This is a genomic window from Morganella psychrotolerans, assembly GCF_965118875.1.
Classification (GTDB): Bacteria; Pseudomonadota; Gammaproteobacteria; order Enterobacterales; family Enterobacteriaceae; genus Morganella; species Morganella psychrotolerans_C.
The window spans coordinates 456,853-479,540 of sequence record NZ_CBCPJD010000001.1; the positions used below are offsets into that span (position 1 = coordinate 456,853).

Genomic DNA, 22,688 nt, shown 5'->3' on the forward strand with positions numbered 1-22,688 from the left:
AACAGAAGGAAAGTAATAATGAAGACATTGCAGGATGTAATTGCAGATCAGAGCCCTGAAAGCCGGGCTCGCATAAAAAAGCTGACTGATGAACTGGTTCTTGAAACCGGATTACAGCTTATCAGGGAAGAGCTGAATGTTTCGCAGAAAATGCTGGCTGCTAACCAGGGAATATCTCAGCCCGCTGTCACTCAGATAGAACAACGCGGTAACGATATAAAACTGGCAACACTGAAACGCTATATTGAGGCAATGGGCGGTAAGCTTCGCCTGACTATTGAACTTCCGGCTGGCCATAACCGAATTTTCCGTATCTGACCAACACCAAGTATAGGTCAGTGATAAAAAAGGAATTATTTCTTAGGCACCGCTGATTCTGACAAACGGCCCATATGCCGGGTTTCGCGCCCTGATGGAGATTACCGTGACAGGCGGTCTTATCAGTTCCACACTGTTGAATTTACAGTTTGTCCCGGTGAATGGCGGTGTGGTGAAAATAGCTGCCGAATAATACGGCAGCGTTATTTTTTCTCTTTTACGACGGATTGTAACGTCCCTGAAACAGGGTTTCACCATCCTGACCATCGCTGTTCAGCGCAACCAGACGAACTTCTGTCCAAATATTTTTGCCTACAGATTCAAAACGGATATGAACCGGTTCAAGATTGATCGACGCTGTAGTAAATGTATCCTCGTAATACAGTTTATAACCGGCGGAAAACGCCGTAAGGTCACCTTTACGGAACATAATACAAGTAGATGTATTACCGTGAAAAATAACAAATCCCTGTAATGGTTTATTATCACTGTCTTTTTCAAATACAGTTACCGGCTGACTGCGGTCATTAAGCCCGGAAAGTACCACACCGGCATATTCATCAATTTTTACGGTCAGACCAATAGCGTTATTTTCAGTATCCTTTGGTAAATCAGTATATTTGTGTCCGTTAATAACTGCCTGATAATTATTATAACGGGTAACACTGCCTTCTTCGAAAATAATCCGGGTCAGCGTACCTAAATTATCAATTTTTCCGCCGTACGGTTTAACTTCCGTGCCGTCCATATAGACTGTTTCACTGGCTTCAGTACCCCGTGAGCCATATATCCCTATCTTGCTGTTCCATACAATATCTTCCTGAACAGGTATCAGAATAAGGTTCTCACTGTCAATCTGCTCCGGTTTTTGCCAGGTGATACCTTCTACAACAATGTCATATTGCTCATAATAGCTAAGTTTTCCGGACGGAAATTTTATTCCTTTCCTCCACACACCATCATGCTGATAATCTGTCAGATATCCGCCACCCGGTTTTTCAGATTTACTTTCTGTCATCTTTATTTCTCCTGAGTATTCCGGAAAGATATCCGGAATACTTTTTTACATCAGGAATGACAATTCCGCTGTTATATAATTTAACAGCGGAATATTAAGATGAATTACCGGGTTATTTAACCCCTCTTTATTAAATTCAAAGAGGGGTTTTGTGGCTACTTCACAATAAAAAATGCAAACCGGTTAAGGACTTCACCTGCAAAGACCAGGACTGAGCCGGATAAAATAACCGGCAGACCGCTGGTCAGTACAGTGTTACGCATCCGCATCAGGCTAAATCCGAGGAACAAAATTCCGCTGATTGATAATGCACCGGCAATAATCCGCAGCCCGTACGTTGTTGCGTAAGCGGCCAGCGGTGAGTGCGGAAAAGTTATCGCATCACTGTTTTGTGCCGTTTCTGACAACCATTCCAGGAAGAATGGCTGAGCCGCCATTCGTACCGCAACCGCCAGGAAAATCAGACCCAGTGCAGTTGCAACAATCCGCAATGTGGTTGTACCGTCAATAACTGATTTCACCCGCAGCGCCGTGAGCCCCAGCGCAATGGCCCCGCCTGCGGCAAATACCGCTGCAAAGAACAGGATGTAGGTATTCACATGCATCCATGTCATCATCGCGGTACTGAAATACAGGGATGCCATACAGTAAATATCAATCAGTCCGAGCAATCCAATCAGCGCAATAATACTCCGGTTCATCCGTCCTTTGATCAGAACAAACAGCGTATAAAGACATAACGCGCCCAGATATACAGCAGCAAAAACAATTTCACGGCTCAGCCACGAGGTGCTGATATGGCGCAGCGCATGAAACGCATTCCACGGATACCCCATGTGCAGTGTCGAGGCAAGCAGCCCGAGACAGCCGAGAACGGCACCGGTCAGCAGTACCGGTTTCATGGCAAGGCTTGCGCGCTGATTACCCAGTGATTTTTCCAGACGACAGAAAAAAAGTGCAGAAAAAATCACAACACCGACCGAGCTTTGTACTAATAACGTAAATGCAACTAATGGCCACTCACTCATGATTTAACCTCCCCTTTATTCTGTGCGCCTTTGTGCGGTTTTATCACCAGGTTCGGCTGTGTGATGGTAAAATCCGGCAATCCCTGAACCTGGCTTAAATGCCCGTATTTTTCACGAAGTTCGCTGATTTTACCGAATTTTATGGCATTCAGCGGACAGGTATCAACACACACCGGGTTCTGACCTGCTGCCAGCAAGTCCACACAAAGGTCACATTTGGACATTTGGCCCGTCTCTTTATTCATCTGCGGCGCGCCGTAAGGGCACGACCAGGCGCAATAGCCACAGCCGACACATTTGCCGGTATCAACCCGCACAATGCCATCGCCCGGACGTTTATGCATGGCGGTGGTCGGGCAGTTTTTAACACAGACCGGATCGTCACAGTGGTTACAGGAGATAGTTAAGGTGTAGGAAAACACATTGTTTTCATAGCCGCCCTGACCATTGGGTGCAAATCCCCCGCCCTGAACTTCATACACACGGCGGAACTTCCGCCCGACTTCCAGATTGTTTTTATCTTTACAGGCTACCTGGCAGGCTTTGCAGCCGGAACAGCGTGAGGAGTCTATAAAGAACCCGAGCTGTTCATCACTGACCGGTGCGTATTCTTTAAAATCACTCATGCTTTTGTTACCTCAACCAGAACTGTCAGATGCGAGTTACCGTGTGCCAGCGGGGTCATCCGTGTGGATGTCAGCACATTCGGGCAACCGCCGTGATCAACGCCGTTTTCATCCGGGTTCCACCAGGCGCCCGCCTGCATCCCGACAACGCCCGGGATAATACGCTGAGTGATAAGCGCGGGGATCTGAGAAATACCGCGCTCATTATAAATCCGCACCATATCGCCTTCACTGATCCCGCGTTTTTCTGCGTCGATCGGGTTTATCCACAGCGATTGTCCCTGCACTTCCTGCAACCACGGATTAGAAAACTGTGTGGAGTTTGCACGGTTGCGCCCTTTCCAGGTCAGCATCTGAAGCGGGTATGTGTCAGTCAGTTTATCTTCCGGTCCTTCAATCGCCGGAACATAATGTGACAATGCCGGAATATCCGGGTTCTGCATGTCATACAGACGCTTGGAGAAGATTTCAATTTTGCCGGACGGCGTCGGGAACGGATTATTTTCCGGGTCACGGATATTCGCTTCAAACGCAATAAACGGCTTCTCTTTGAAAAGATAACGGCGGGTTTTCTGTAACTCCTCAAAGGTCGGGAAATCCGGACGCTCAGGGAAGCGGGCTTTATTCATCCCGACGAGATAGGCAATCCATTCTTTTTCACTGCGCCCTTCTGTCAGCGCCTCTTTTACACCCATTTTGTCTGCAACGTCGCTTATCCAGTCATAATCAGAACGGCGTTCAAATGCAGGTTCAATCAGTTTTTCTGACAGAATAAAGTAACTGCCGGTGCCCCAGGTATCGCCGATATTCCAGCGCTCCATAAAACTGGTTTCCGGCAGCAGCAGATCGGCGTATTTGGCGGATGGTGACATATACAGGTCACTGACGACGATAAATTCAACTTTTGATTCATCTGCCAGTAATTTTGCTGCCGCATTCACATCCGGGTTCTGATTAACCAGATAGTTACCCGCCAGCGAGAAGATCATTTTGATATTGGTATCAAGCTTATCAACACCGAGTAACCCGTCTTCCGGGCGCACTTTACCGGCATCTTCAACCGCCTGCATCCAGTTCATAATAGAGATTTGCGCTTTAACCGGGTTTTCGCCGGTATCCGGCCCGTGCATTGACACGCGGTTACCGCCGCCGCCGTAACCGGCAGCCCATGCGCCCTCTTTCCCGACATTCCCGGTGATAGCCGCCAGCAATGTAGAGCCGCGCGCACTGCGCTCACCACAAATATGGCGCTGCGGACCCCAGCCCTGGATAAGTGCCGCCGGTTTGGTCATCGCATACTCACGCGCCAGTTGGCGGATAGTATTTGCCGGGACGCGGGTGATTTTTTCTGCCCACTCCGGTGTTTTTTCTGTGCCGTCCTTTTTACCGGTCAGATAAGAAACCAGCGATTCACCCGCCGGAACGCCTTCCGGCATATGCTCTTCATCAAAACCGATAACATATTTATCCACAAACGCGTTGTCGTGTAGGTTTTCAGTGACGATGACATACATCATCGCGTCCATCAGGGCATTATCCGTGGTCGGCAGCAGTGGGATCCACTGATCAGCCAGAGACTGCGCAGTATCAGAATAGCGCGGATCAACGACAATAAATTTTGTGCCGTTCTGCTTCATTTTCTGATAGTAATGATTGGAATGTCCGAATACGGTTTCGTTCGGATTATGTCCCCAGAGGATCACTAACGGCGTATTTTCCAGGGTATCCATCGAGCTGCCGGTTTTGGCAATCCCGTAAGTATAAGGGGTGACTTTGACGGTGTTTCCCAGACTGACGGAGTGATAATACGGCAGATAGCCGCCGGTCAGGTTAAACAGTTTCTTCATCATGGTGTCGCCGGAAAAAATACCCCCGGTAACTGCAGTGTTAACTGTCAGAAAGCGGCTGGCGGCACCATGTTTTTTTGTCAGCCGGGTGACATTTTCGGCGATCAGGGTGGTCGCTTCATCCCATGAAATTCGCTCAAATTTCCCTTCACCGCGCTTACCTACCCGCTTCATCGGGTATTTCAGCCGATCTGCGTTATAGACAAACTTGCGGTAACCGCGCCCGCGAACACACGCCCGCATCACCGGCATGTCATCATCGAGATCCGCATCCGGACGGGTGGTTATCCGCGTGACAATCCCCTCTTTCACATGAGCGCGGATATCACATTTCCCGCCGCAGTCAAAGGTGCTGCATGTGGCTATCACATCAGCACCGGCATTCGCTGCCACGCTGTTTGCTGAACTCTGCGGCAGGCTTTCATCTGCCTGTGCGCTGCTGATAAACGGCAAGGTCACCAGTGCGGCACCCGCCTGCACAAAGTGACGGCGGCTGACCGGCAATCCATCCGTATTTTCAGGTATTATTTTTGTTGTCATTATAATCTCACATCGCTCTTTAATTACTGACAATCATAAAATGGACTGGTCAGACCTTATTGATTAATATCAAAACCATATAAAAGATGCGGGATTATTTCGAATACAGGAAGAGTTAGCAGGCAGAGTGCCATTTTATAGTGAAAAGCGGACTCGTGTCAGCATATCGTTGTCTCAGAAAAATAGAATAGCGCAGTATGCGTACGCCATGAAATAATGGAATTAGATATCTTAATTCAACAAGTTATGACAATTCTTTTAGTACAGAAGCGTGGCGGGGATAAGACGGATTTACGCCTTTTGGCCGTAGATCCGGTAGTTATGATGCAGCTATACCCAACGTCATTCAAGATGCAGGAAGGCGGCAAGCTCCGATTGGCGGGGAGCATACATTAGTATGTGACCCGGCGAGCAGCGCGAAGCCAACGAACCTGCGGTTTGAATGAATAAGGGTATATATCGCCTTACGGGCGTACTGCGGTTACTTCAATTTCCACACGCCATGCCGGGTTGGCTAATTTAGCAACCTGGAAAGTGCTGCGTGCCGGTAATGCATTACCGGAGTCTTTGTCGTTATAGAATTTAGAATATCCTGCCATAAAGCCTGCGAAATCCATTGTGCCGTTAGTTTCATCACCGCCGACCAGGAACACCTGCATTTTCACCACATCTTTCATTTCCAGACCTAATTCAGCCAGATGTGCTTTAATTTGTTCCATAACACTGATGGTCTGAGCTTCAGTATTACCATAAGACGCCAGAACACCTTCCGGTACGTCTTTTGAAATCTTCGCCGGAACTTTTCCACTGAGGAAAATAATGTTTTTATTGCCACTGATTTCCACAGATTCAGAGATAGGCATGCCGTTCAGTTTGTGATGAACAACACCTTCAGCTGCATTTGCCGCACCCCAGACTAACGGAAGAGCTAACAGTAAACTTTTATAACGCATATTGAGCCTCTTTATAATATTGCAGGTAATTAACTAATTAACTGAAACGTGAAAGACTAAACGGTGCCGGATCAATAACCGGTTTTTTGCCGGTAACAATATCCGCTGTAATTTCGCCGGATGCCGGACCTTCGGTCATTCCCCAGACAGTCGCGGTATTAATAACCAGCCCCGGATACTCTTTCACTTCAGAAATAATCGGCAGTTCGTCGAACGTTGGCGCAACAATCGCGCCCCAGCGTTCAACCACTTTTGATTGTTCAAATACAGGGAACTCTGCTTTCATACGGGCAAATACCGCATCCAGATGTTCGCTGTTTTGTGTGGCTGTCGCAACCCGGTAAGTCTCAAAAGGTGATGCTTCATCCATGTTCCAGGATGTCGCCATTTTAAAGGAGTTAAATAAGTCTTCCCCGATGGAAAACTCCAACGGCAATTCACCGCCACCCAGCAGATGCAGGAATTTAGGTCCCAGCAGGAAGCTGTCTTTCACCACAGAGCTGGTGAAAATACGCGGTGCTACGGCATAAGTACCATCCGCCTGCTCGCGGAAGTGGATACCGCCCGGTAAATGCACATTGCCGCGCGGTGCGCCCGGAACGCCGGAAACCCTTTGCTGTGACAAATACACATTCAGTGTCGGGATATCAATACCCAGATTGCCCATAAACAGACGCGACCAGATCCCCCCGGTCAGTACAACATGAGAGGTTTTGATTGCGCCTTTCTCAGTAACAACATCAGATACTTTACCGCCTGCGGTTTCAATGCCGCGAACCGCACAATGGGTGAAAATTTTAACACCCAGCGTTTTGGCATATTCTGCCAGAACCGGCACACCTGTTTCCGGGTCCACACTGCCGGAATCCTCTTCAAACCCGGCGATCGGCCAGTCTGTTTTTGCGCCGGCAAGGCGTTGCTTTAATTCATCACCCTTAATAAAACGGGTATTGAGCGGCGCATCAAAATCAGACGCCCACACTTTGGCGGATTCAACCCACGCCTGTGATTTTTCAAGATCGTCCGCACTTGACGGCACTTCAACACGACCCTGAGTCCGGTAGCTGGTATCCGCGCCAATTTTTTCATTCATACCGCGCCACAACATTTTGCCGTAATGGTGCAGCGGGAAAATTTCTTTTGATGTTTTGTAGCTGATGATCTGGCTGTAAGCCCGTCCGGACTGCTCACCGGCAATATCCCCTTTTTCCAGGACAGTGACGCTCATGCCCCTTTCAGCCAGGTTAATTGCGGTCATAATGCCCATCATGCCGCCGCCGATAATTACAGTATCAGCTTCTTTCGGTAACGCGCCTTCTGTGCCGGTAACCGCTTTTGCGCGGGATGTGGTTTCCACAAATTTACCGTCGCGGCGAACCATCGGAACTAATACTGAAGCACCACCTGCCAACACCCCGGCAGCACCAACCCCTAAAATTAACTTTCTGCGTGAGATTTTCATCTAAACCCTCATCATTTTATTTAATATTTATATGGCAATTCTTTGATAAAGTAGCGCGCTAATTATAACAAATATCATTATATTGTTAATGAATATGGCGCATTGTTAATAATATCAGGGCTAAATAGAAGCATTATCAGGAATGGCCGATATAAAATATCGGATTTAACGAGGTGTTTAGTTGGATTCAGACCAGATCGTCTGCGGGGATACAGCAACAGGATAACTATAACCCATTGTTATTATAGTGTTTTAGGTCAGATAGTGAGCACGGTGAGAGAATTATTACTGCCGGGCCACATAATGCAGCCCGGAAAACATTCATATATTAATAGTGAGGGGATATCAGGACGCTGCGAGACGTTTTTTGCGCTGTAACAGCCATTTATCCAGTTCATTGGCAAACTGCTGGCGGTCACGCTGATTCATGGTTGCCGGACCCCCGGTCTGAACACCACTGGCACGCATGGTGTCCATAAAGTCACGCATGGTCAGACGTTCACGGATAGTGGCATTGCTGTAGCGTTCACCACGCGGATTGAGCGCAACACCGCCCTTTTCCAGCACTTCCGCCGCAAGCGGAATATCGGCGGTGATCACCAGTTCATCGGTCTGAACCCGGCGGACAATTTCGTTATCGGCGACATCAAACCCGGCGGGCACCTGTAATGTCCGCAAAAAGGGCGATGCCGGGACAACCAGGCGCTGGTTGGCAACAAATGTAATTTCTATTTTTTCACGATCTGCCGCCCGGTAAAGTATCTCTTTAATTACTTTCGGACAGGCGTCAGCATCGACCCAGATTGCCATGGTATTTCCTCTGAACAGGTATGTTGCACTAAGATTTACACCAAGAATACCGGAATGACGTCCAAACACACAGAATAAAGCCGTCAGACCCGCTTAACTGCATAAAACAGCGCCATCAATATAATAAATCCGAACAAAAACGGCACAGTCAGCGACAATTCATAAAAAACAAAGCGATTTACATGAAAACCGGAAACCGTCTGTGCCAGCCACAACGCAACCGGCAATGCACAAAGGGCTGAAAGCACAGCAAGACCTGCCAGGCGGATAAATTTACGGCAGTTTTCCTGTCGCTGCGCAGCCTCAAGCCTGCGCTGATAGCGGATATACACCAGACAAAGATACCCGGCGCCGAGCAGTGAGCCAAGGTGCTGTAATACTTTGTAGACAGCTATCTCCTGCCCGTCAGTCATTCCCTGCAATACAGACGCCTGCAACAGTGACACCGCTCTGACGACAGTGCCGGTTTCATGGGTAAATGCATCCCAGATAATATGAGTGGCTGCACCAATAAACAGAGAAATCAACAGGATAAAATTTCTGCGCCATGACCCGGTCAGCGGGTCGGTTACAGGAACGGGCAGGATTTTTTTCAGCGGATCAGACAAATAATGAAAAACCAGTATAATAAGCAGACAAAGCGGCAGTCCGGTATAAAACCAGCCACCGAAATGGTGCGCATCACCTGCCGCGCGGTATAACCCGAAAGAATACAGTAAATCGGGCGAGAGACTGCCGGTTATCAGAGCCGGAAGATTCAGCCAGCGTCCGAAACGGGAATGTTGCAGCGGAAAAACAACCGCCGGATGAGAAAATGTCCATGGCATAGTGCTATCCTGAATGAAATTGGGTATATACCCGACGGGCTTCTCTTACAGAAACCCCGGGACAACTTCACCAGAGAATCCATTATTTATCAATTTTGTTTTGCATTTTTCCGCTCATGCCCCGCCTTTTTTTTATACACCGGTGAGTTCGCGTTTAATTTGTGGCATAATGCCCGCCGTTTCCTTTTTCAATTTCAACTAATGAGTATTCGTCTTGTTAATCAGCAATAATATCACGATGCAGTTCGGCGCTAAGCCGCTGTTTGAAAACATCTCTGTAAAATTCGGCGGCGGCAATCGCTACGGCTTGATCGGCGCGAACGGCAGTGGTAAATCCACCTTTATGAAAATTCTCGGCGGCGAACTCACTCCGTCCGGCGGGAATGTCTTCCTCGACCCGAATGAGCGCCTGGGTAAACTGAAGCAGGATCAGTTTGCTTATGAAGAATTCAGCGTGCTTGATACTGTGATCATGGGTCACAGCGAGCTGTGGGAAGTCAAACAGGAACGCGACCGTATCTATAATTTGCCGGAAATGAGCGAAGAAGATGGCATGCGTGTGGCTGATCTGGAAGTACAGTTTGCCGAAATGGATGGCTATACTGTCGAATCCCGCGCCGGTGAATTATTGCTGGGTGTGGGTATTCCGCTGGAGCAACACAGCGGTCCGATGAGCGAAGTCGCTCCGGGCTGGAAATTACGTGTCTTATTAGCCCAGGCACTGTTTGCTGACCCGGATATTCTGCTGCTCGATGAGCCGACAAATAACCTGGATATTGATACTATCCGCTGGCTTGAGCAGACACTGAACGCCCGTAACAGTACCATGATCATTATTTCCCATGACCGTCACTTCCTCAATATGGTGTGTACGCACATGGCGGATCTGGACTACGGTAGCCTGAATGTTCATCCGGGTAACTATGATGAATACATGTTTGCCGCCACACAATCCCGTGAGCGACTGTTAGCGGATAACGCAAAGAAAAAAGCACAAATCAATGAATTGCAGTCATTTGTCAGCCGTTTCAGTGCAAATGCCTCCAAATCACGCCAGGCAACCTCCCGCGCCAAACAGATAGATAAAATTCAGCTGGCAGAAGTAAAAGCCTCCAGCCGCCAGAATCCGTTTATCCGCTTTGATCAGGACAAAAAACTGTTCCGTAATGCGCTGGAAGTGGAAAACCTGACCAAAGGGTATGATAACAACCCGCCATTGTTCAAAAACATCAATATGATGGTTGAAGTGGGCGAAAAAATTGCCGTTCTGGGTATGAATGGTGTGGGTAAAACCACACTGATGAAAATGCTTGTCGGCGAACTGACACCGGATGCCGGTCGCTACAAATGGTCTGAGAATGCGGCTATCGGCTATTATGGTCAGGATCATGGGGCTGATTTTGAAGTCAATATGACGGTTTTCGACTGGATGAGTTTGTGGATGCAGGCTGGTGATGATGAGCAGTCTGTCCGCGGCGTGCTCGGACGTCTGCTCTTCTCCCAGGATGATATCAAAAAACCTGTCCAGGTGTTGTCCGGAGGTGAAAAAGGCCGGATGTTATTCGGTAAGCTGATGATGACCAAGCCGAACATTCTGATTATGGATGAGCCGACTAACCACCTCGACATGGAATCCATTGAATCTCTGAATATGGCACTTGAGTTATATCAGGGAACATTGGTATTTGTTTCCCATGACCGTGAGTTCGTCAGTTCACTGGCCACCCGCATTATCGAAATCACCCCGCAAAAAGTTATCGACTTCACCGGGACGTATGATGAATATCTGCGCAGCCAGGGCATTGAATCATCGGCAAGCTGATATAGTCTGACCGCTTTTCAATAGTAAGACGCCCGATGAACATCATCGGGCGTCTTGTTTTCATTCAGGGGAAATACGGTTCATTTAAAAATAATAATTAACAGACAATTGCCAACGCTGCTCAGGCCTGACATCAAACCCGTCTTTTTCTTTCAGTGCATAGGTTTTCTGCCACTGCACGGCAACATCCGCAGAACCGAAATGTCGGCGTATCTCAGCAAAACCCATGTTTTTATGTTGTTGCAGGTCGCGTTGCAAAATCAGATTAACATCATAATTATCAATAATATCTTTCTGATAGACCTGGAATAACACGGATTTGCGCGATGCCATAATATCCTGCATCTTATCAGTCAGATCGACCGGATTCAGCATGGATGGAGGTATTCGCGATAACTGATCCGCCGCTTTTTTATTATCCGCACTGCCGTTGTAATGCCCTTCCAGACGCAATGTCAGTTGGTTATCGCTGGTCCAGGTTGTGCCGATTGCGGCACGGTTACGCCACCTGGTTTCCTGCTGATTTTCCGGTAAGGCTTTCTGCCATGCCAGCGGCTGCCGACCACCGGCCCACTCCGTGTACATCAATACGGAACGACTGAGAACCCGTGAGACATTAAGCCCGAATTGCGGCTGGCTGCCGGCCTCGTGATAATAGATAGCCTGAGGATTAAAATTATCCCCGAATTTATAGCTTGCTGATAACAACAAGCGGTCTTCAGGGTTACTGGCGCCCCAGTCAGGACTGAACGCGGCTTTATTCGGTTTATCCCCGAGTTTTGGTGAAATAATGGCGGTTACGGCAGCCTTATCCCAGAACTGCTGAAGCCGGATCATGACATTACCCAGCCGGTTGGTACGCAAACTTTCAGGATCAGCTGAAATAGCCGACCTGACCGTATTCCTGCCAAGAAAATCCGTCGGGTTATAACCCAGAGCCACACCATAACGCGTATTAATACGCCCGGCATCCACAATAGTCACGGATGATATTTTATAACTGATATAGGCTTCCCTGAGTACATTGACATTTCCGCTATGTCCCAGAGCACCAAAAAAACGGGTATCTGTCCGGTTGGATAAGACAAACCGAACCTTATCAGATCCTGAAGGGAACAGCTGAGTATCCAGGCGCAGATCCAGAGACAGGCGATGCACATTACTGCCCGCCTCATTAATTACCGTAGCGGCTTCTGTAAACAAAGATAATGCGCTGTTTTCCGCCTTTTCAAAGACGGTATTATCCGCAAGATCAAGTGCCTGCAATACTGACGTATCCATGCCCTCAGCAGCACCCGCCGGCAATAATGCACTGCCTGCAAGACAGGATGCACCGACAATCAGGTAACTGTGATGCTTCCACATAAATCAGTTATCCCTGATATGTGGTAAAAAATCACGCTGGAACCAGGACTCCGGCACATCACGCCATTCAAATTGCTGATTACGGATAATCGTCACCAACTGCGAATTCATACCATCAATAATTACCGCTTCAGTGGGTCTCTCACCGCCTAAAACCTCTTCATAGCGACGGTAAAAAGTCGTTTTCAGCAGACTGCCGTTAACCGCATAAAACTCAGCTTTCAGGCTCTTAAAATTGGTTTTATCGACCCACAGCTCCATGGACGGATATGCGGCATCCGGATTCGTTGCAGTTAAATGCAGACGATAACATTCACGATCCTGTTTATATCCATCCTGAATAGTCTCTTCCGCTATAATTACCGCACCGTAATCTGCCGCCCAGTTCGCCGTCACAACATCTCCGTTTGACGCCTGACCTAACAACCGCTGTTGTGGTGAGATAGGCACACTGGCTTTGCTGTTAGGATCATACAACCAGAGGTCGCGTCCGCTTTTTAATGTCAGTTTTCCCACATCACGTTGCGGACTGATAAACCGCAGCAGGCTGTGATACTGTCCGCCGTGAGGATCCGGGCGGGAATAAAGCCTCAGTTCACTTTTTTCATGCTGAGTACCATTTTTATAGCTGATTAATGTTGTGACCAGCGTAAATGGTTGCTGCGGATTACGGACAATGTCGCTTCTCTTCAGAATATCCTGTGCATTTATATCTGCCAGCACCGGGCGTATTCCTGCAAATAAAAATACAAATGCGAAGCACAACGGGGCGGACCATTTTGTCTGAAATATCATGGTATATTACGTCCTGTAATCTGATTAACGTTGGGTATATTGCACTATGTATATCGTAATGCCTGAACAATGGAGACAACCGCGGCTCTTCTTGATGGCCACCAGGAAGAAAATACTGCGGCAAGCATCAGCGTTCCGATAACACCGGCAACCATCAGCGGTTCACCCCATATTTTTATCCGGATAGGAATCGGGGCAATAACACCCGGGGGCTGCCAGGTCAGACCGGAGAGATTGATAATATAAGCAATGATAAGAGCGGAAATAACCCCGGTGACAGAACCTATGATCCCCAGAAGAATACCTTCATTAAGAAACATGCTCTGAATATCGCGCTGTTTTAATCCGATAGCCCTCAGCGTACCAATTTCAACTGTTCGCTCCAAAACAGCCATACTCATCGTATTACCGACAGTAAATAACGTAATACAGAGAATAATCACCAGCAGGAAATTGAATAACTTTCCGAACATGGCCAAAATTTGATTATACAGTGGTTGCAACTGCATAAAATCCAGCACTGCCAGCGGTTCATCAGCCGATATTTCAGTCAGCAACTGTCGTAAGCGCGTCCTGGCTTCATCCATTTGGTCATAATGATTAAGTTGCAGAACAATCGCGGTGACACCCGGTTCTCCCTGTCCGAATAAAAGCTGCTGCGCCTGTTTCAGGTGAATATTCACATAGCTGTCATCCAGCTCACGAGCCGCCTGCGGCTGGTGACCGGTAACGTTAATTCTGACAATATTGGGAGCGCCGTTAGCAGACGCTGCCAGCAGTTCGATATATTTTCCCGCCCCGGTTTTGCGTTGACCACGGGTATCCTGAACCAACTCAGCGAGATCATCAGGCAACGCATCAGCGGTGGAATCAGTCCGGCGGGTATCTGTAATATGGCTATTTTCCGGCTCGTCTAATTTCAGCAGCCGGCTCAGACCATTCCCGGTTAATCCGGCATCAGTTACTGATTTGTCCAGTGCATTGCGCGCACGAATATCTTTACCCAGCTGGTATTCATCCCACTGAGATAATTTCTGCTGACTGACTGCATCGGTGCCGTAAATTAATACCGGCCGGGATGTACCGGCAGAATAGTTACCCGCAATTCCGTTCATCAGAAGAACAGGCGCGCTGACATTAATCATCGGGCTTAATACGGGGTCCGTGGAAATGGCATCAATAATAGCCTGGTAGCGGCGGATACTGTATTCCTGAGGATTCGCAATGCCCTGAAGAAAATAATCTTTATGCTGAATCTGAAGATGACCGATATCACGGATAAAGGTGGTCCTCAGACTGTATTCAATAGAATGATTATATCCACCAAATAACAGAATACTGACCGCGCCGATAATAATCGCACATAATGTAGAACAGGTACGCCGCCTGTTCCGGAGAAGATTGCGCAGAGCAAGTTTAGTTGTTTTCATCAGTCAGATCCCGGATTTGATGGGTAACCATACCGTCATTAATTAAATAAATATCATCTGCTGCTGAAAGTACCAGCGGATCATGTGACGAAAAAACAACCGATGTTTTATATTCAGTCTGTAGCTCTCTCAAAAGCTGTAAAATTGATTTACTTGTTTTACTGTCGAGGTTGGCAGTCGGTTCATCAGCCAGGACTAATACGGGTTTATGGATCAGTGCGCGGGCAATTGCAACGCGTTGCCGTTGTCCCCCTGAAAGCTGATTAGGGAGAGCGTTTGTTTTATTTTCAAGACCGACATTTTCTAACATTGCCATCACTGCCAGCCTGCGTTTTGCCGGAGGACACCCCTGCAGGATCAACGGGATCTCAATATTTTCATAGGCCGTCAATACCGGAATTAAATTAAAATTCTGAAAAATAAACCCTAAATGCTGCTCTCTGAATGTACTGCGCTGGTTATCATTCATTTTATTCATTGCATGGCCGGCAATCTTAATATATCCGTCATCCGGAGTATCAAGTCCACCGATTAAATTAAGCAATGTCGTTTTTCCGCTGCCGGATTTTCCGGACAATACAGTAAAACACTGCGAAGTAATATTAAGGCTAATATCTCTTAATGCTGTCTCACGGATTTTTCCGAGAAAATAGCTCTTATGAACATTCTCCATTTCTACTGCATACATCTGAAAATATCCCTGTGGTGTTCATTTTTAATCTATTTTCACGGAAGATACCTTATTTGAATTTCATGAAATACTAGAACCATCTTATTATTTTATTAACTGATTATTAAGTAACAGTACTTTTTCGGAGGAGGATGGCGCTGATTATGTTCATGCAATATATTAAAATAGCAATAATGATTTTTACGGAACATTTCATAAAGCTGAAAATAAAATGACTGAAAATAAGATGATACAAATGCCGATGATGTAAAATATGTTAAAAAACAATCGGTAAATAAAAAATCAGCAATCCGTGCTGATAGTGCTGGCCAGTTCTCTTTATCTGAAGCAGTCCTGATTAGCGTTTTCCGGTTGCTTCCTGGCGGAAGATTATTCAGACGTTCATGTGTCCGGTTCCGGTCATCCGGAACCGGGTCATTTCTTTACCGGTATCTGCCGGGACATCTGTTTTGTCAACGTCTCCGCCGGTATGCCAGCCTCGTCCGCCGAATTCGTCCGGATGTGTGGAGGATGTCAGCTCAACAAATTTATTATCTGTATCTATACCCAGATAAATAATATTTCCGTCATCCAGCGCAAATTTATAAATAGTCGCCAGTGATTTCGGGGTTGGCAGACCGTCTGAATGATAGGCCTGACTGCCCATTCTGATTTCATCGGCTTCAGATTCCGGAGCCTTAATGCCCATACTTACCCGAACCTGATCGTTACTGCCTTTTGTCGCGTAAGACACCACCTCCTGTTCACCGGTTGCCGTATTTTCATGATATTTAATCCGGACACGGGTTGTTGCCGTACCATTATTTTTCGCTTTTTCAGTCAGATCGTCATAGGTCAGCGAGTCACTGGCGTACTCTTTCGCAATAAACATCCCGACAGGCAATATGGTATTAAGTAAGGTTAGTATGAATTTACGCTGCGACAAATTACTTTGCCATAAAATGATTCATGAGATTATATTCTCCCAGCGACTATCCGGGTAAATCAGAGTAAACCACCCGCTATGCGGGTGGTTTTCAATTATCTGTGGATAATAGATTTAATCTTATACCGGATATAGCCGTGTTATTATCGGTAAGGCGTATTCAAGGGAACTTCCGGATCCGGTTCATGAGTAATTCGGTTACGAATATCCCGTCTGATTACCTCTATTGACCAAAACCAGACAATATGTCCGAATATTTCAGAAAAATATTCATCAAACGGAAGTTCAGTTAACGGAGGCGTCAGGTTAAGTAAAGGAAAGCTGATACCATGTACAGCAACTGTCGCTATCAGCCCGGCCATAACACCCTGCCACATTTTAACTTTTGGAAAGACCTCAGCAACAATACAGTACCCGATTGCAAAAATAAGTGAAAATACTATATGTGTAATCGTAACGGGATTGATAATATGCTCAGAGAATGTATAAATTGTTGATGTGGGATCTATTCCTAAATAATCTCGGAGAAATAAATAAGGTGGGTTAAATTCATTGCGATCCCCCGTAAATGTTCGTGGCGGAAACGGAACTTCAGCCCCCCATTTTACAAATGCAGAAACAATACCCCCCAGGATCCCGACAAATAATGCCACTCCATATCGTCTGCGTGTTTTTTCAGTTCTTACAAAAAGTCCTGTGAACATAATAACGCCTCCCGTGTGTGATATTACGTAGCCACTCAAATAGTTAAATTTGATACATGGCACATGTGATTTCAGGTTGTTTTTCAGACAGCAGACATTCACCGTGCAGCCCGATACCTTCAGCTATACGCTTGTACATATATTACCGATCCGTGGTGTTCCTGAGATTATTTATTACGCATTATGCCTGAAAGAGAATTGATGGGCTGTGGGGGGGTCGAACCCCCGACCAATGGATTAAGAGTCCAGTGCTCTGCCAACTGAGCTAACAGCCCGTGATTAATAAAATACACCCGCGGATAACGAGGTTCAACTACTTTATACGTAATCATCTGCTAAGATGCCGGATGAATACCCTAAAAAGAGTAAATGAAATGGCTCTGTTAAATACTGGTAACGACGTTATTGCTAAATAACGAATAACCCGGAACATTAAACCGGAAGCATGTGTAAAATTTTTACCACATAAGATAATTAGGCTATGGTAAAAGAACAATTCTCATTGTTGGCTATATAACAGGACACTCCTATATCTCCGAACAGGACAATAACTGTATGAAAATATCAACGATCTACCGATGTATTTTATTCATTGTGTTATTTGTATTGGGCGCTTATTTCACAGCTATGGGTGGTTATTTAATAACCTTGGGTGGTTCCGTTTTTTACGCTTTCTCCGGATTGGTATTATTACTTATATCTGTGTGTTTTATATATCAGAAAAAAATCACATTCCGGCTTTTTAACTTACTTCTTTTAGCGACGATCATCTGGAGCATCCTGGAGTCAGGATTTGACTTTTGGGCGCTGGCTCCGCGTCTTGATATCGCCTTTATTTTAGGTTTATTATTATTGCCGTTTATTGTCAGAAAAGGGGCATTCTATTGCCGTGCTGATAAAATAATACTGCTATCACTTTTGATAATTACACCAGGTATTATTTTAGGTAGTCTGTTTACAGATCCTCATGCTGTTACCGGTGAAATTACACAACAACAACCCGCAGTTACACATTCACCTGCCGGTATAAGCGATAATGACTGGCCGGCTTATGGCAGAACTCAGGCCGGTATCCGTTATTCCCCGCTGACACAAATCGACAGTGAAAATGTAAATACATTAGTTGCAAAATGGACATTTCATACCGGTGACAAAAAACGCCCGGATGATGCCGTTGAAATTACGAATGAAGTCACACCTGTAAAAATAGATAATAATCTGTTTTTATGTACACCACATCAATATCTTATCAGCCTTGATCCGGCAACCGGTAAAGAAAAATGGCGTTTTGATTCAAAACTTCAGTATAACAAAAGCTTCCAGCACATGACTTGTCGTGGTGTTTCCTACTATGACCAAAACAATACAGCCGGATTTGCAAAAAGCCTTGAAATCCGCCAACCGGCACCCTCTTTATGTCCACAAAAAGTCTTCCTTCCTGTTAATGACGGACGGCTCATTGCCGTAAATGCGCAAACAGGGAAAGTATGCAGCGACTTTGGTGAAAACGGTCAAATCGATTTACTTAAATCGATGCCGTATGCTTATCTTGGTGGCTATAATCCAACATCACCGCCGATTGTGACGGGTAATTCGATCATTATTGGTGGTTCTGTAACTGATAATTTTTCAACTCAGGAGCCCTCCGGCGTTATCCGTGGTTATGATGTAAACAACGGTAAACTTCTTTGGGTATTTGATACAGGAGCTGAGGATCCGGGTACCATGCCGGGTGAAAATACTCAATTTGTTCATAACTCACCTAATGCCTGGGCACCTTTAGCGTATGATGCAACAACTGATGTTGTATATATTCCAACCGGTGTCGGCACACCCGATATCTGGGGTGGTAACCGCGATCCGCTGAAAGAGCGTTATGCAAACTCTATTGTGGCATTACGTGGCTCAACAGGAGAGCTATTGTGGCATTTCCAGACCACACATCATGATTTGTGGGATATGGATGTATCGTCACAACCATCACTGGTCAATATAAAAACAGAAAAAAATGGTGTTATACCTGCAATTTATATTGTCACAAAAACAGGGAATATTTTTGTGCTCGACAGACGGGATGGGACGCCTTTAGTTCCCGTAACAGAAAAACCTGTACCGGCAAGTGTCAGCCACGGACCTCAGACTCAGGGTGAACATTACTCACCAACACAGCCTTTCTCTGCATTAAATCTTGCACCTGCAGATAAACTTAAAGAGTCAGATATGTGGGGCGGCACTATGGCAGACCAGCTATTGTGCCGTATTGCTTTTAATCAGCTTAATTATGACGGAATTTATACCCCGCCGTCAGAAAATGGCACGTTGGTATTTCCCGGTAACCTTGGTATTTTTGAATGGGGCGGTATTTCCGTTAATCAGGATCGTCAGATAGCCGTGATGAATACGATTGCTTTACCTTTTGTATCAAAATTACATCGTAAAAATCCTGATGATGAAAAAAATAGCGAAGGCGGTCACGGTGAGCAAGGACTCCAACCTATGACAGGCACACCTTATAGTGTGGATATTCACCCATTCTTATCGCCTGTAGGTTTACCGTGTAAACAGCCGCCATGGGGTTTTGTTGCCGCTATCGATTTACAGAAAAATGAATTAATCTGGAAACATCGTTTTGGTACAACCCGCGATAGTTTACCTAATCTGATGCAGCTTCCACCGCTGAAAATTGGCGTTCCCGGATTAGGCGGTACTATTTCTACTGCCGGTAATGTGATGTTTGTTGCTGCTTCTCAGGATAATTATCTGCGGGCATTTAATGTCACTAATGGTGAAATGTTATGGCAGGCCCGCTTACCTGCGGGGGGACAAGCCACACCGATGACATATTCTGTTAATGGTAAACAGTATGTTGTTATTATGGCGGGTGGCCATGGATCTTTCGGAACAACAATGGGCGATAGCTTAGTAGCCTATGGTTTACCTGATAATAAATAGTTAAAGCAGGTTTCAGAATAAGAAAAACCCCGTTTCAGAGCCATGAAACGGGGTTTTTTATTTAGTCAGACCCGGCGGGGGCTTATTGCCGGGTCATTCTGACACTTTTTAAAATCAGTTTCCGTATACCTCTATCCTTCACCGGAAACTGATAGGAAGAATATCGTTAATCAGATAGAATGTGCTTGCTAATCAGCCCCTGATTTACCTTATTTTGGGAAGAAAATTGCCAATGGACAGCTTTGACAGGAAGATCCTTTCTGAATTACAACTCGATGGACGATTAACTGTCACTGAACTGGCAGATCGCGTTGGTCTGAGTCTTTCCCCCTGCCACCGCAGACTGAAAGCACTGGAACAATCCGGAGCAATTTGTGATTACCGCGCACAGCTTGATCCACGTGTACTGGGGCTGAATTTTTCAGCCCTGGTTTTTGTGACCATGAAAGATGGTAATCAGGAAAGCATGCGCAAATTTGAAGAAGCGGTTGTTGATGTTCCGTATATCATTGAAGCAAAACGGCTGTTTGGTGATCCGGACTATATGCTGACAATAGTGGTGAAAGATATTGATGCATTCCAGCGGCTTTATGACAGCAAGCTCTCTGCTATGCCGGGAGTCCAGCGCCTGACGTCCACACTGGTAATGAAGAATGTTATTCAGTTGCGGGAACTGCCATTGCTGTAAGCACAAAAAAGCCGGCAACATCTGCCGGCAGTCAACACCGAATTATTTATACCCTTATTCAAACTGCAGGTTCGTTGGCGGCGTGAATGACGTTGGATATACAGACTCAGACAGGCATTATTACGCCGGGCTGGATAATTTCATCAGTACCAGGCCAGACACAATCAGCACCCCGGCAAGTATCCGCATCATATTTGCCGGTTCGCCCAGAACCGTGATCCCGACAATAAAAGCACCAATTGCCCCGATACCGGTCCAGATGGTATACGCGGTGCCCAACGGCAGTACGCGCATTGCGGCAGCAAGCAGCCCGAAACTGATCAGCATGGCAATAATGGTTATCACTGACGGACCTAATTTTGTAAAGCCCTCGGACTGCTTCATAGTAAATGCCCAGACCACTTCAAACAGACCGGCAGTAATTAATAAAATCCACGGCATGGTACTTCCTCACTAAATTATATCCTTATTCATTCAAATTGCAGGTTCGTTCGCTTCGCTCAGCCAGCCGGGTCACATACTAATGTGTGCTCCCCGTCTGACTTCCCTTGCCGCCTTCCTGCACTCTGAATGACGTTGGGTATATATTGATTAATAGCAGATGAATATTGCAAGTTACCTTTAGTATAGTTATATGTTACCTTTAGTAACTTGTAAAGCTTTTTCAGATCTTTTTACTGTCTGATTCGCTCCGCAAGTCTGTGATACACTTTCAGTGTATTCATTTTTATATTTTTCATTAATACAGTGATAAGGAGACGGATTTGTCCGGACGTTTACAGCGCGATGAGCGCCAAATCCAACTACTGAATGTCGCCAACACCATCATCCTGGAAAAAGGGACCGATGCGCTGACATTAATCACGCTGGCAGAGAGAGCCGGAGTCACCAAGCCGGTGACTTATAAGCATTTCGGCAACCGGAAATCCCTGCTGTATGCGCTGTTTAAATACAGTGATGATGCCCTTACCGCCCGGATGAATGCGCAGATGAACCAGCCGATTTCTGATCTGAAGAATGCGGTAACCGTATGTATTACCACTTATTTTGAATGTATGGCGGATGACGGAGAAGCCTTCAATGCCACTGTGGCGGCACTGAAAGCGTATCCGGAATTTTCAGATATCGGATTAGACGTGCAGGATTTTTTCTGTCAGACACTTCACCGCTCGCTGCAAACATACCTGCCGGAAAATTTCCGGATTCCGGAATGGACGGCTATCATGATTTTCGGGGCAACCGAGTCTTTATGCATCATGATGATCAAAGACCCGACACTGAAACCTAAAGTTATCAGTGAAGCGGTCTGGCTGGTCAAAACCTTACTTGCAGACCAACTGAGCCGATTCCGCGGTAACTGACCACCAGCCCCTCTTCTTCTGCCGGATAACTGAAATGTGCGGTGATCAGATCAAATTGTTCCGCTGAAGTAGTAAATGGATTTTCACCTGCCTGGTTGCGCACCGCCAGCCGCCGTTTGCATTCGTCATCATCTGCACTCAGCACATGACAGCAATATTGACACTCCGCCTGCTCTGCCAGCCCTTTCAGCCACCTGCGCTGTAAAGGTGTATTCGCCGGAAAATCCAGCACCAGCGTATTTCCCGCACGCAGAAGGTCGGTCAGGTGCGCCGCAAGAATGGACTTCAGTAATCGGCTTTTTTCAATATAATCTGCAAGTTGGGTTATTTCCCCCGGATACAGTGCCGCCAGCCAGCTGTCTTCTGCCACAAGAACGGCATTTTCTTCGCGGACTAACTGGTTCGCCAGCGTGGATTTTCCCGATGCAATTTTACCGCAGAAAAAATGAAGCCGCCCCCGGGATTGTGTATCTGACATATCTGCTCCTTGCCGCCTTCCTGCATCTTGAATGACGTCTGGTATAAG

At 46.4% G+C, this 22,688-nt stretch carries 21 protein-coding genes and 1 tRNA gene; 5 read left to right on the plus strand and 17 right to left on the minus strand.

The features are described 5' to 3' along the window. The first annotated feature begins 18 nt into the window (after positions 1-18). A complete protein-coding gene (locus ACMHKJ_RS02150) occupies positions 19-318 on the plus strand; it encodes a helix-turn-helix domain-containing protein (protein ID WP_413491832.1) in 300 nt (99 codons plus the stop codon). Positions 319-535: 217 nt separating this feature from the next. On the opposite strand, the gene ACMHKJ_RS02155 is transcribed toward ACMHKJ_RS02150, so the two are convergent. The 8 genes from ACMHKJ_RS02155 to ACMHKJ_RS02190 all read right to left on the minus strand — a co-directional run bounded on the left by ACMHKJ_RS02155 (position 536) and on the right by ACMHKJ_RS02190 (position 9,429). Further along, positions 536-1,336, minus strand: coding sequence for a hypothetical protein (locus ACMHKJ_RS02155; protein WP_413491833.1), 801 nt, complete (start codon positions 1,334-1,336; stop codon positions 536-538). Between the two features lie 155 nt (positions 1,337-1,491). After that, positions 1,492-2,364, minus strand: coding sequence for a dimethyl sulfoxide reductase anchor subunit family protein (locus ACMHKJ_RS02160; RefSeq protein WP_413491834.1), 873 nt, complete (start codon positions 2,362-2,364; stop codon positions 1,492-1,494). Continuing rightward, complete coding sequence (locus tag ACMHKJ_RS02165) at positions 2,361-2,990, minus strand: DMSO/selenate family reductase complex B subunit (protein ID WP_413491835.1); 630 nt, start codon at positions 2,988-2,990, stop codon at positions 2,361-2,363. The genes ACMHKJ_RS02160 and ACMHKJ_RS02165 overlap by 4 nt, the downstream gene beginning before the upstream one ends. Then, the gene (locus ACMHKJ_RS02170; RefSeq protein ID WP_413491836.1) at positions 2,987-5,377 is read right to left on the minus strand and encodes a DMSO/selenate family reductase complex A subunit; all 2,391 of its coding nucleotides are present in this window, start codon (positions 5,375-5,377) and stop codon (positions 2,987-2,989) included. The genes ACMHKJ_RS02165 and ACMHKJ_RS02170 overlap by 4 nt, the downstream gene beginning before the upstream one ends. 464 nt (positions 5,378-5,841) lie before the next feature. After that, positions 5,842-6,330 (minus strand): RidA family protein, encoded by a 489-nt coding sequence (locus tag ACMHKJ_RS02175; RefSeq protein ID WP_413491837.1) that lies wholly within the window; start codon positions 6,328-6,330, stop codon positions 5,842-5,844. 37 nt (positions 6,331-6,367) lie between these two features. Next, positions 6,368-7,792: an NAD(P)/FAD-dependent oxidoreductase gene (locus tag ACMHKJ_RS02180; RefSeq protein ID WP_413491838.1), complete on the minus strand. Its 1,425-nt coding sequence runs from the start codon at positions 7,790-7,792 to the stop codon at positions 6,368-6,370. Positions 7,793-8,137: 345 nt separating this feature from the next. Then, positions 8,138-8,602 carry a YaiI/YqxD family protein gene (locus ACMHKJ_RS02185; protein WP_067362351.1) on the minus strand — a complete coding sequence of 155 codons (465 nt, stop codon included), beginning with the start codon at positions 8,600-8,602 and terminating at the stop codon, positions 8,138-8,140. An 83-nt stretch (positions 8,603-8,685) separates the two neighbouring features. Next, the gene (locus tag ACMHKJ_RS02190) at positions 8,686-9,429 is read right to left on the minus strand and encodes a DUF4184 family protein (RefSeq protein WP_413491839.1); all 744 of its coding nucleotides are present in this window, start codon (positions 9,427-9,429) and stop codon (positions 8,686-8,688) included. 214 nt (positions 9,430-9,643) lie between these two features. Here ACMHKJ_RS02190 and ACMHKJ_RS02195 point away from each other — a divergent pair, with 214 nt between their 5' ends. Continuing rightward, complete coding sequence (locus ACMHKJ_RS02195) at positions 9,644-11,251, plus strand: ABC-F family ATPase (protein WP_413491840.1); 1,608 nt, start codon at positions 9,644-9,646, stop codon at positions 11,249-11,251. Between the two features lie 84 nt (positions 11,252-11,335). Here the strand turns inward: ACMHKJ_RS02195 and ACMHKJ_RS02200 are convergent, their stop codons facing one another. The 7 genes from ACMHKJ_RS02200 to ACMHKJ_RS02230 form a co-directional block, all read right to left on the minus strand. Further along, positions 11,336-12,616, minus strand: coding sequence for a hypothetical protein (locus ACMHKJ_RS02200; RefSeq protein WP_413491841.1), 1,281 nt, complete (start codon positions 12,614-12,616; stop codon positions 11,336-11,338). Positions 12,617-12,619: 3 nt separating this feature from the next. Further along, positions 12,620-13,339 carry an outer membrane lipoprotein-sorting protein gene (locus ACMHKJ_RS02205; protein ID WP_413491842.1) on the minus strand — a complete coding sequence of 240 codons (720 nt, stop codon included), beginning with the start codon at positions 13,337-13,339 and terminating at the stop codon, positions 12,620-12,622. A gap of 116 nt (positions 13,340-13,455) precedes the next feature. Then, positions 13,456-14,841 (minus strand): ABC transporter permease, encoded by a 1,386-nt coding sequence (locus ACMHKJ_RS02210; RefSeq protein ID WP_413491843.1) that lies wholly within the window; start codon positions 14,839-14,841, stop codon positions 13,456-13,458. Beyond that, a complete protein-coding gene (locus ACMHKJ_RS02215; protein WP_413491844.1) occupies positions 14,828-15,529 on the minus strand; it encodes an ABC transporter ATP-binding protein in 702 nt (233 codons plus the stop codon). The genes ACMHKJ_RS02210 and ACMHKJ_RS02215 overlap by 14 nt, the downstream gene beginning before the upstream one ends. Before the next feature lie 376 nt (positions 15,530-15,905). Continuing rightward, entirely contained in the window at positions 15,906-16,457 is a 552-nt protein-coding gene (locus ACMHKJ_RS02220; RefSeq protein ID WP_413491845.1) for a hypothetical protein, read from the minus strand. Between the two features lie 143 nt (positions 16,458-16,600). Beyond that, positions 16,601-17,161: a YagU family protein gene (locus tag ACMHKJ_RS02225; protein WP_413491846.1), complete on the minus strand. Its 561-nt coding sequence runs from the start codon at positions 17,159-17,161 to the stop codon at positions 16,601-16,603. Positions 17,162-17,363: 202 nt separating this feature from the next. Then, positions 17,364-17,436, minus strand: a tRNA-Lys gene (locus ACMHKJ_RS02230). A gap of 280 nt (positions 17,437-17,716) precedes the next feature. On the opposite strand from ACMHKJ_RS02230, the gene ACMHKJ_RS02235 reads away from it, so the two are divergent. After that, the gene (locus ACMHKJ_RS02235) at positions 17,717-20,113 is read left to right on the plus strand and encodes a membrane-bound PQQ-dependent dehydrogenase, glucose/quinate/shikimate family (RefSeq protein ID WP_413491847.1); all 2,397 of its coding nucleotides are present in this window, start codon (positions 17,717-17,719) and stop codon (positions 20,111-20,113) included. A gap of 232 nt (positions 20,114-20,345) precedes the next feature. Continuing rightward, the gene (locus ACMHKJ_RS02240) at positions 20,346-20,801 is read left to right on the plus strand and encodes an Lrp/AsnC family transcriptional regulator (RefSeq protein WP_067362324.1); all 456 of its coding nucleotides are present in this window, start codon (positions 20,346-20,348) and stop codon (positions 20,799-20,801) included. Between the two features lie 120 nt (positions 20,802-20,921). Here the strand turns inward: ACMHKJ_RS02240 and ACMHKJ_RS02245 are convergent, their stop codons facing one another. Beyond that, positions 20,922-21,242: a DMT family transporter gene (locus tag ACMHKJ_RS02245; protein ID WP_413491848.1), complete on the minus strand. Its 321-nt coding sequence runs from the start codon at positions 21,240-21,242 to the stop codon at positions 20,922-20,924. 323 nt (positions 21,243-21,565) lie between these two features. Between ACMHKJ_RS02245 and ACMHKJ_RS02250 the strand changes: the two genes are divergently transcribed. Then, on the plus strand, positions 21,566-22,162 hold the full coding sequence (locus ACMHKJ_RS02250; RefSeq protein WP_413491849.1) for a TetR/AcrR family transcriptional regulator: 597 nt from the start codon (positions 21,566-21,568) through the stop codon (positions 22,160-22,162). Here the strand turns inward: ACMHKJ_RS02250 and ACMHKJ_RS02255 are convergent. Further along, the gene (locus ACMHKJ_RS02255; RefSeq protein ID WP_413491850.1) at positions 22,116-22,640 is read right to left on the minus strand and encodes a P-loop nucleotide/nucleoside kinase family protein; all 525 of its coding nucleotides are present in this window, start codon (positions 22,638-22,640) and stop codon (positions 22,116-22,118) included. The two genes, ACMHKJ_RS02250 and ACMHKJ_RS02255, sit on opposite strands and share 47 nt — an antisense overlap. Positions 22,641-22,688: the final 48 nt, after the last annotated feature.

Excerpts from the sequence above, each read along its gene's own strand:
- ACMHKJ_RS02150 (WP_413491832.1), top strand. The coding sequence starts at position 19 with ATGAAGACATTGCAGGATGTAATTGCAGATCAGAGCCCTGAAAGCCGG.
- ACMHKJ_RS02155 (WP_413491833.1), bottom strand. The coding sequence starts at position 1,336 with ATGACAGAAAGTAAATCTGAAAAACCGGGTGGCGGATATCTGACAGAT.
- ACMHKJ_RS02160 (WP_413491834.1), bottom strand. The coding sequence starts at position 2,364 with ATGAGTGAGTGGCCATTAGTTGCATTTACGTTATTAGTACAAAGCTCG.
- ACMHKJ_RS02165 (WP_413491835.1), bottom strand. The coding sequence starts at position 2,990 with ATGAGTGATTTTAAAGAATACGCACCGGTCAGTGATGAACAGCTCGGG.
- ACMHKJ_RS02170 (WP_413491836.1), bottom strand. The coding sequence starts at position 5,377 with ATGACAACAAAAATAATACCTGAAAATACGGATGGATTGCCGGTCAGC.
- ACMHKJ_RS02175 (WP_413491837.1), bottom strand. The coding sequence starts at position 6,330 with ATGCGTTATAAAAGTTTACTGTTAGCTCTTCCGTTAGTCTGGGGTGCG.
- ACMHKJ_RS02180 (WP_413491838.1), bottom strand. The coding sequence starts at position 7,792 with ATGAAAATCTCACGCAGAAAGTTAATTTTAGGGGTTGGTGCTGCCGGG.
- ACMHKJ_RS02185 (WP_067362351.1), bottom strand. The coding sequence starts at position 8,602 with ATGGCAATCTGGGTCGATGCTGACGCCTGTCCGAAAGTAATTAAAGAG.
- ACMHKJ_RS02190 (WP_413491839.1), bottom strand. The coding sequence starts at position 9,429 with ATGCCATGGACATTTTCTCATCCGGCGGTTGTTTTTCCGCTGCAACAT.
- ACMHKJ_RS02200 (WP_413491841.1), bottom strand. The coding sequence starts at position 12,616 with ATGTGGAAGCATCACAGTTACCTGATTGTCGGTGCATCCTGTCTTGCA.
- ACMHKJ_RS02210 (WP_413491843.1), bottom strand. The coding sequence starts at position 14,841 with ATGAAAACAACTAAACTTGCTCTGCGCAATCTTCTCCGGAACAGGCGG.
- ACMHKJ_RS02215 (WP_413491844.1), bottom strand. The coding sequence starts at position 15,529 with ATGTATGCAGTAGAAATGGAGAATGTTCATAAGAGCTATTTTCTCGGA.
- ACMHKJ_RS02225 (WP_413491846.1), bottom strand. The coding sequence starts at position 17,161 with ATGTTCACAGGACTTTTTGTAAGAACTGAAAAAACACGCAGACGATAT.
- ACMHKJ_RS02235 (WP_413491847.1), top strand. The coding sequence starts at position 17,717 with ATGAAAATATCAACGATCTACCGATGTATTTTATTCATTGTGTTATTT.
- ACMHKJ_RS02240 (WP_067362324.1), top strand. The coding sequence starts at position 20,346 with ATGGACAGCTTTGACAGGAAGATCCTTTCTGAATTACAACTCGATGGA.
- ACMHKJ_RS02245 (WP_413491848.1), bottom strand. The coding sequence starts at position 21,242 with ATGCCGTGGATTTTATTAATTACTGCCGGTCTGTTTGAAGTGGTCTGG.
- ACMHKJ_RS02255 (WP_413491850.1), bottom strand. The coding sequence starts at position 22,640 with ATGTCAGATACACAATCCCGGGGGCGGCTTCATTTTTTCTGCGGTAAA.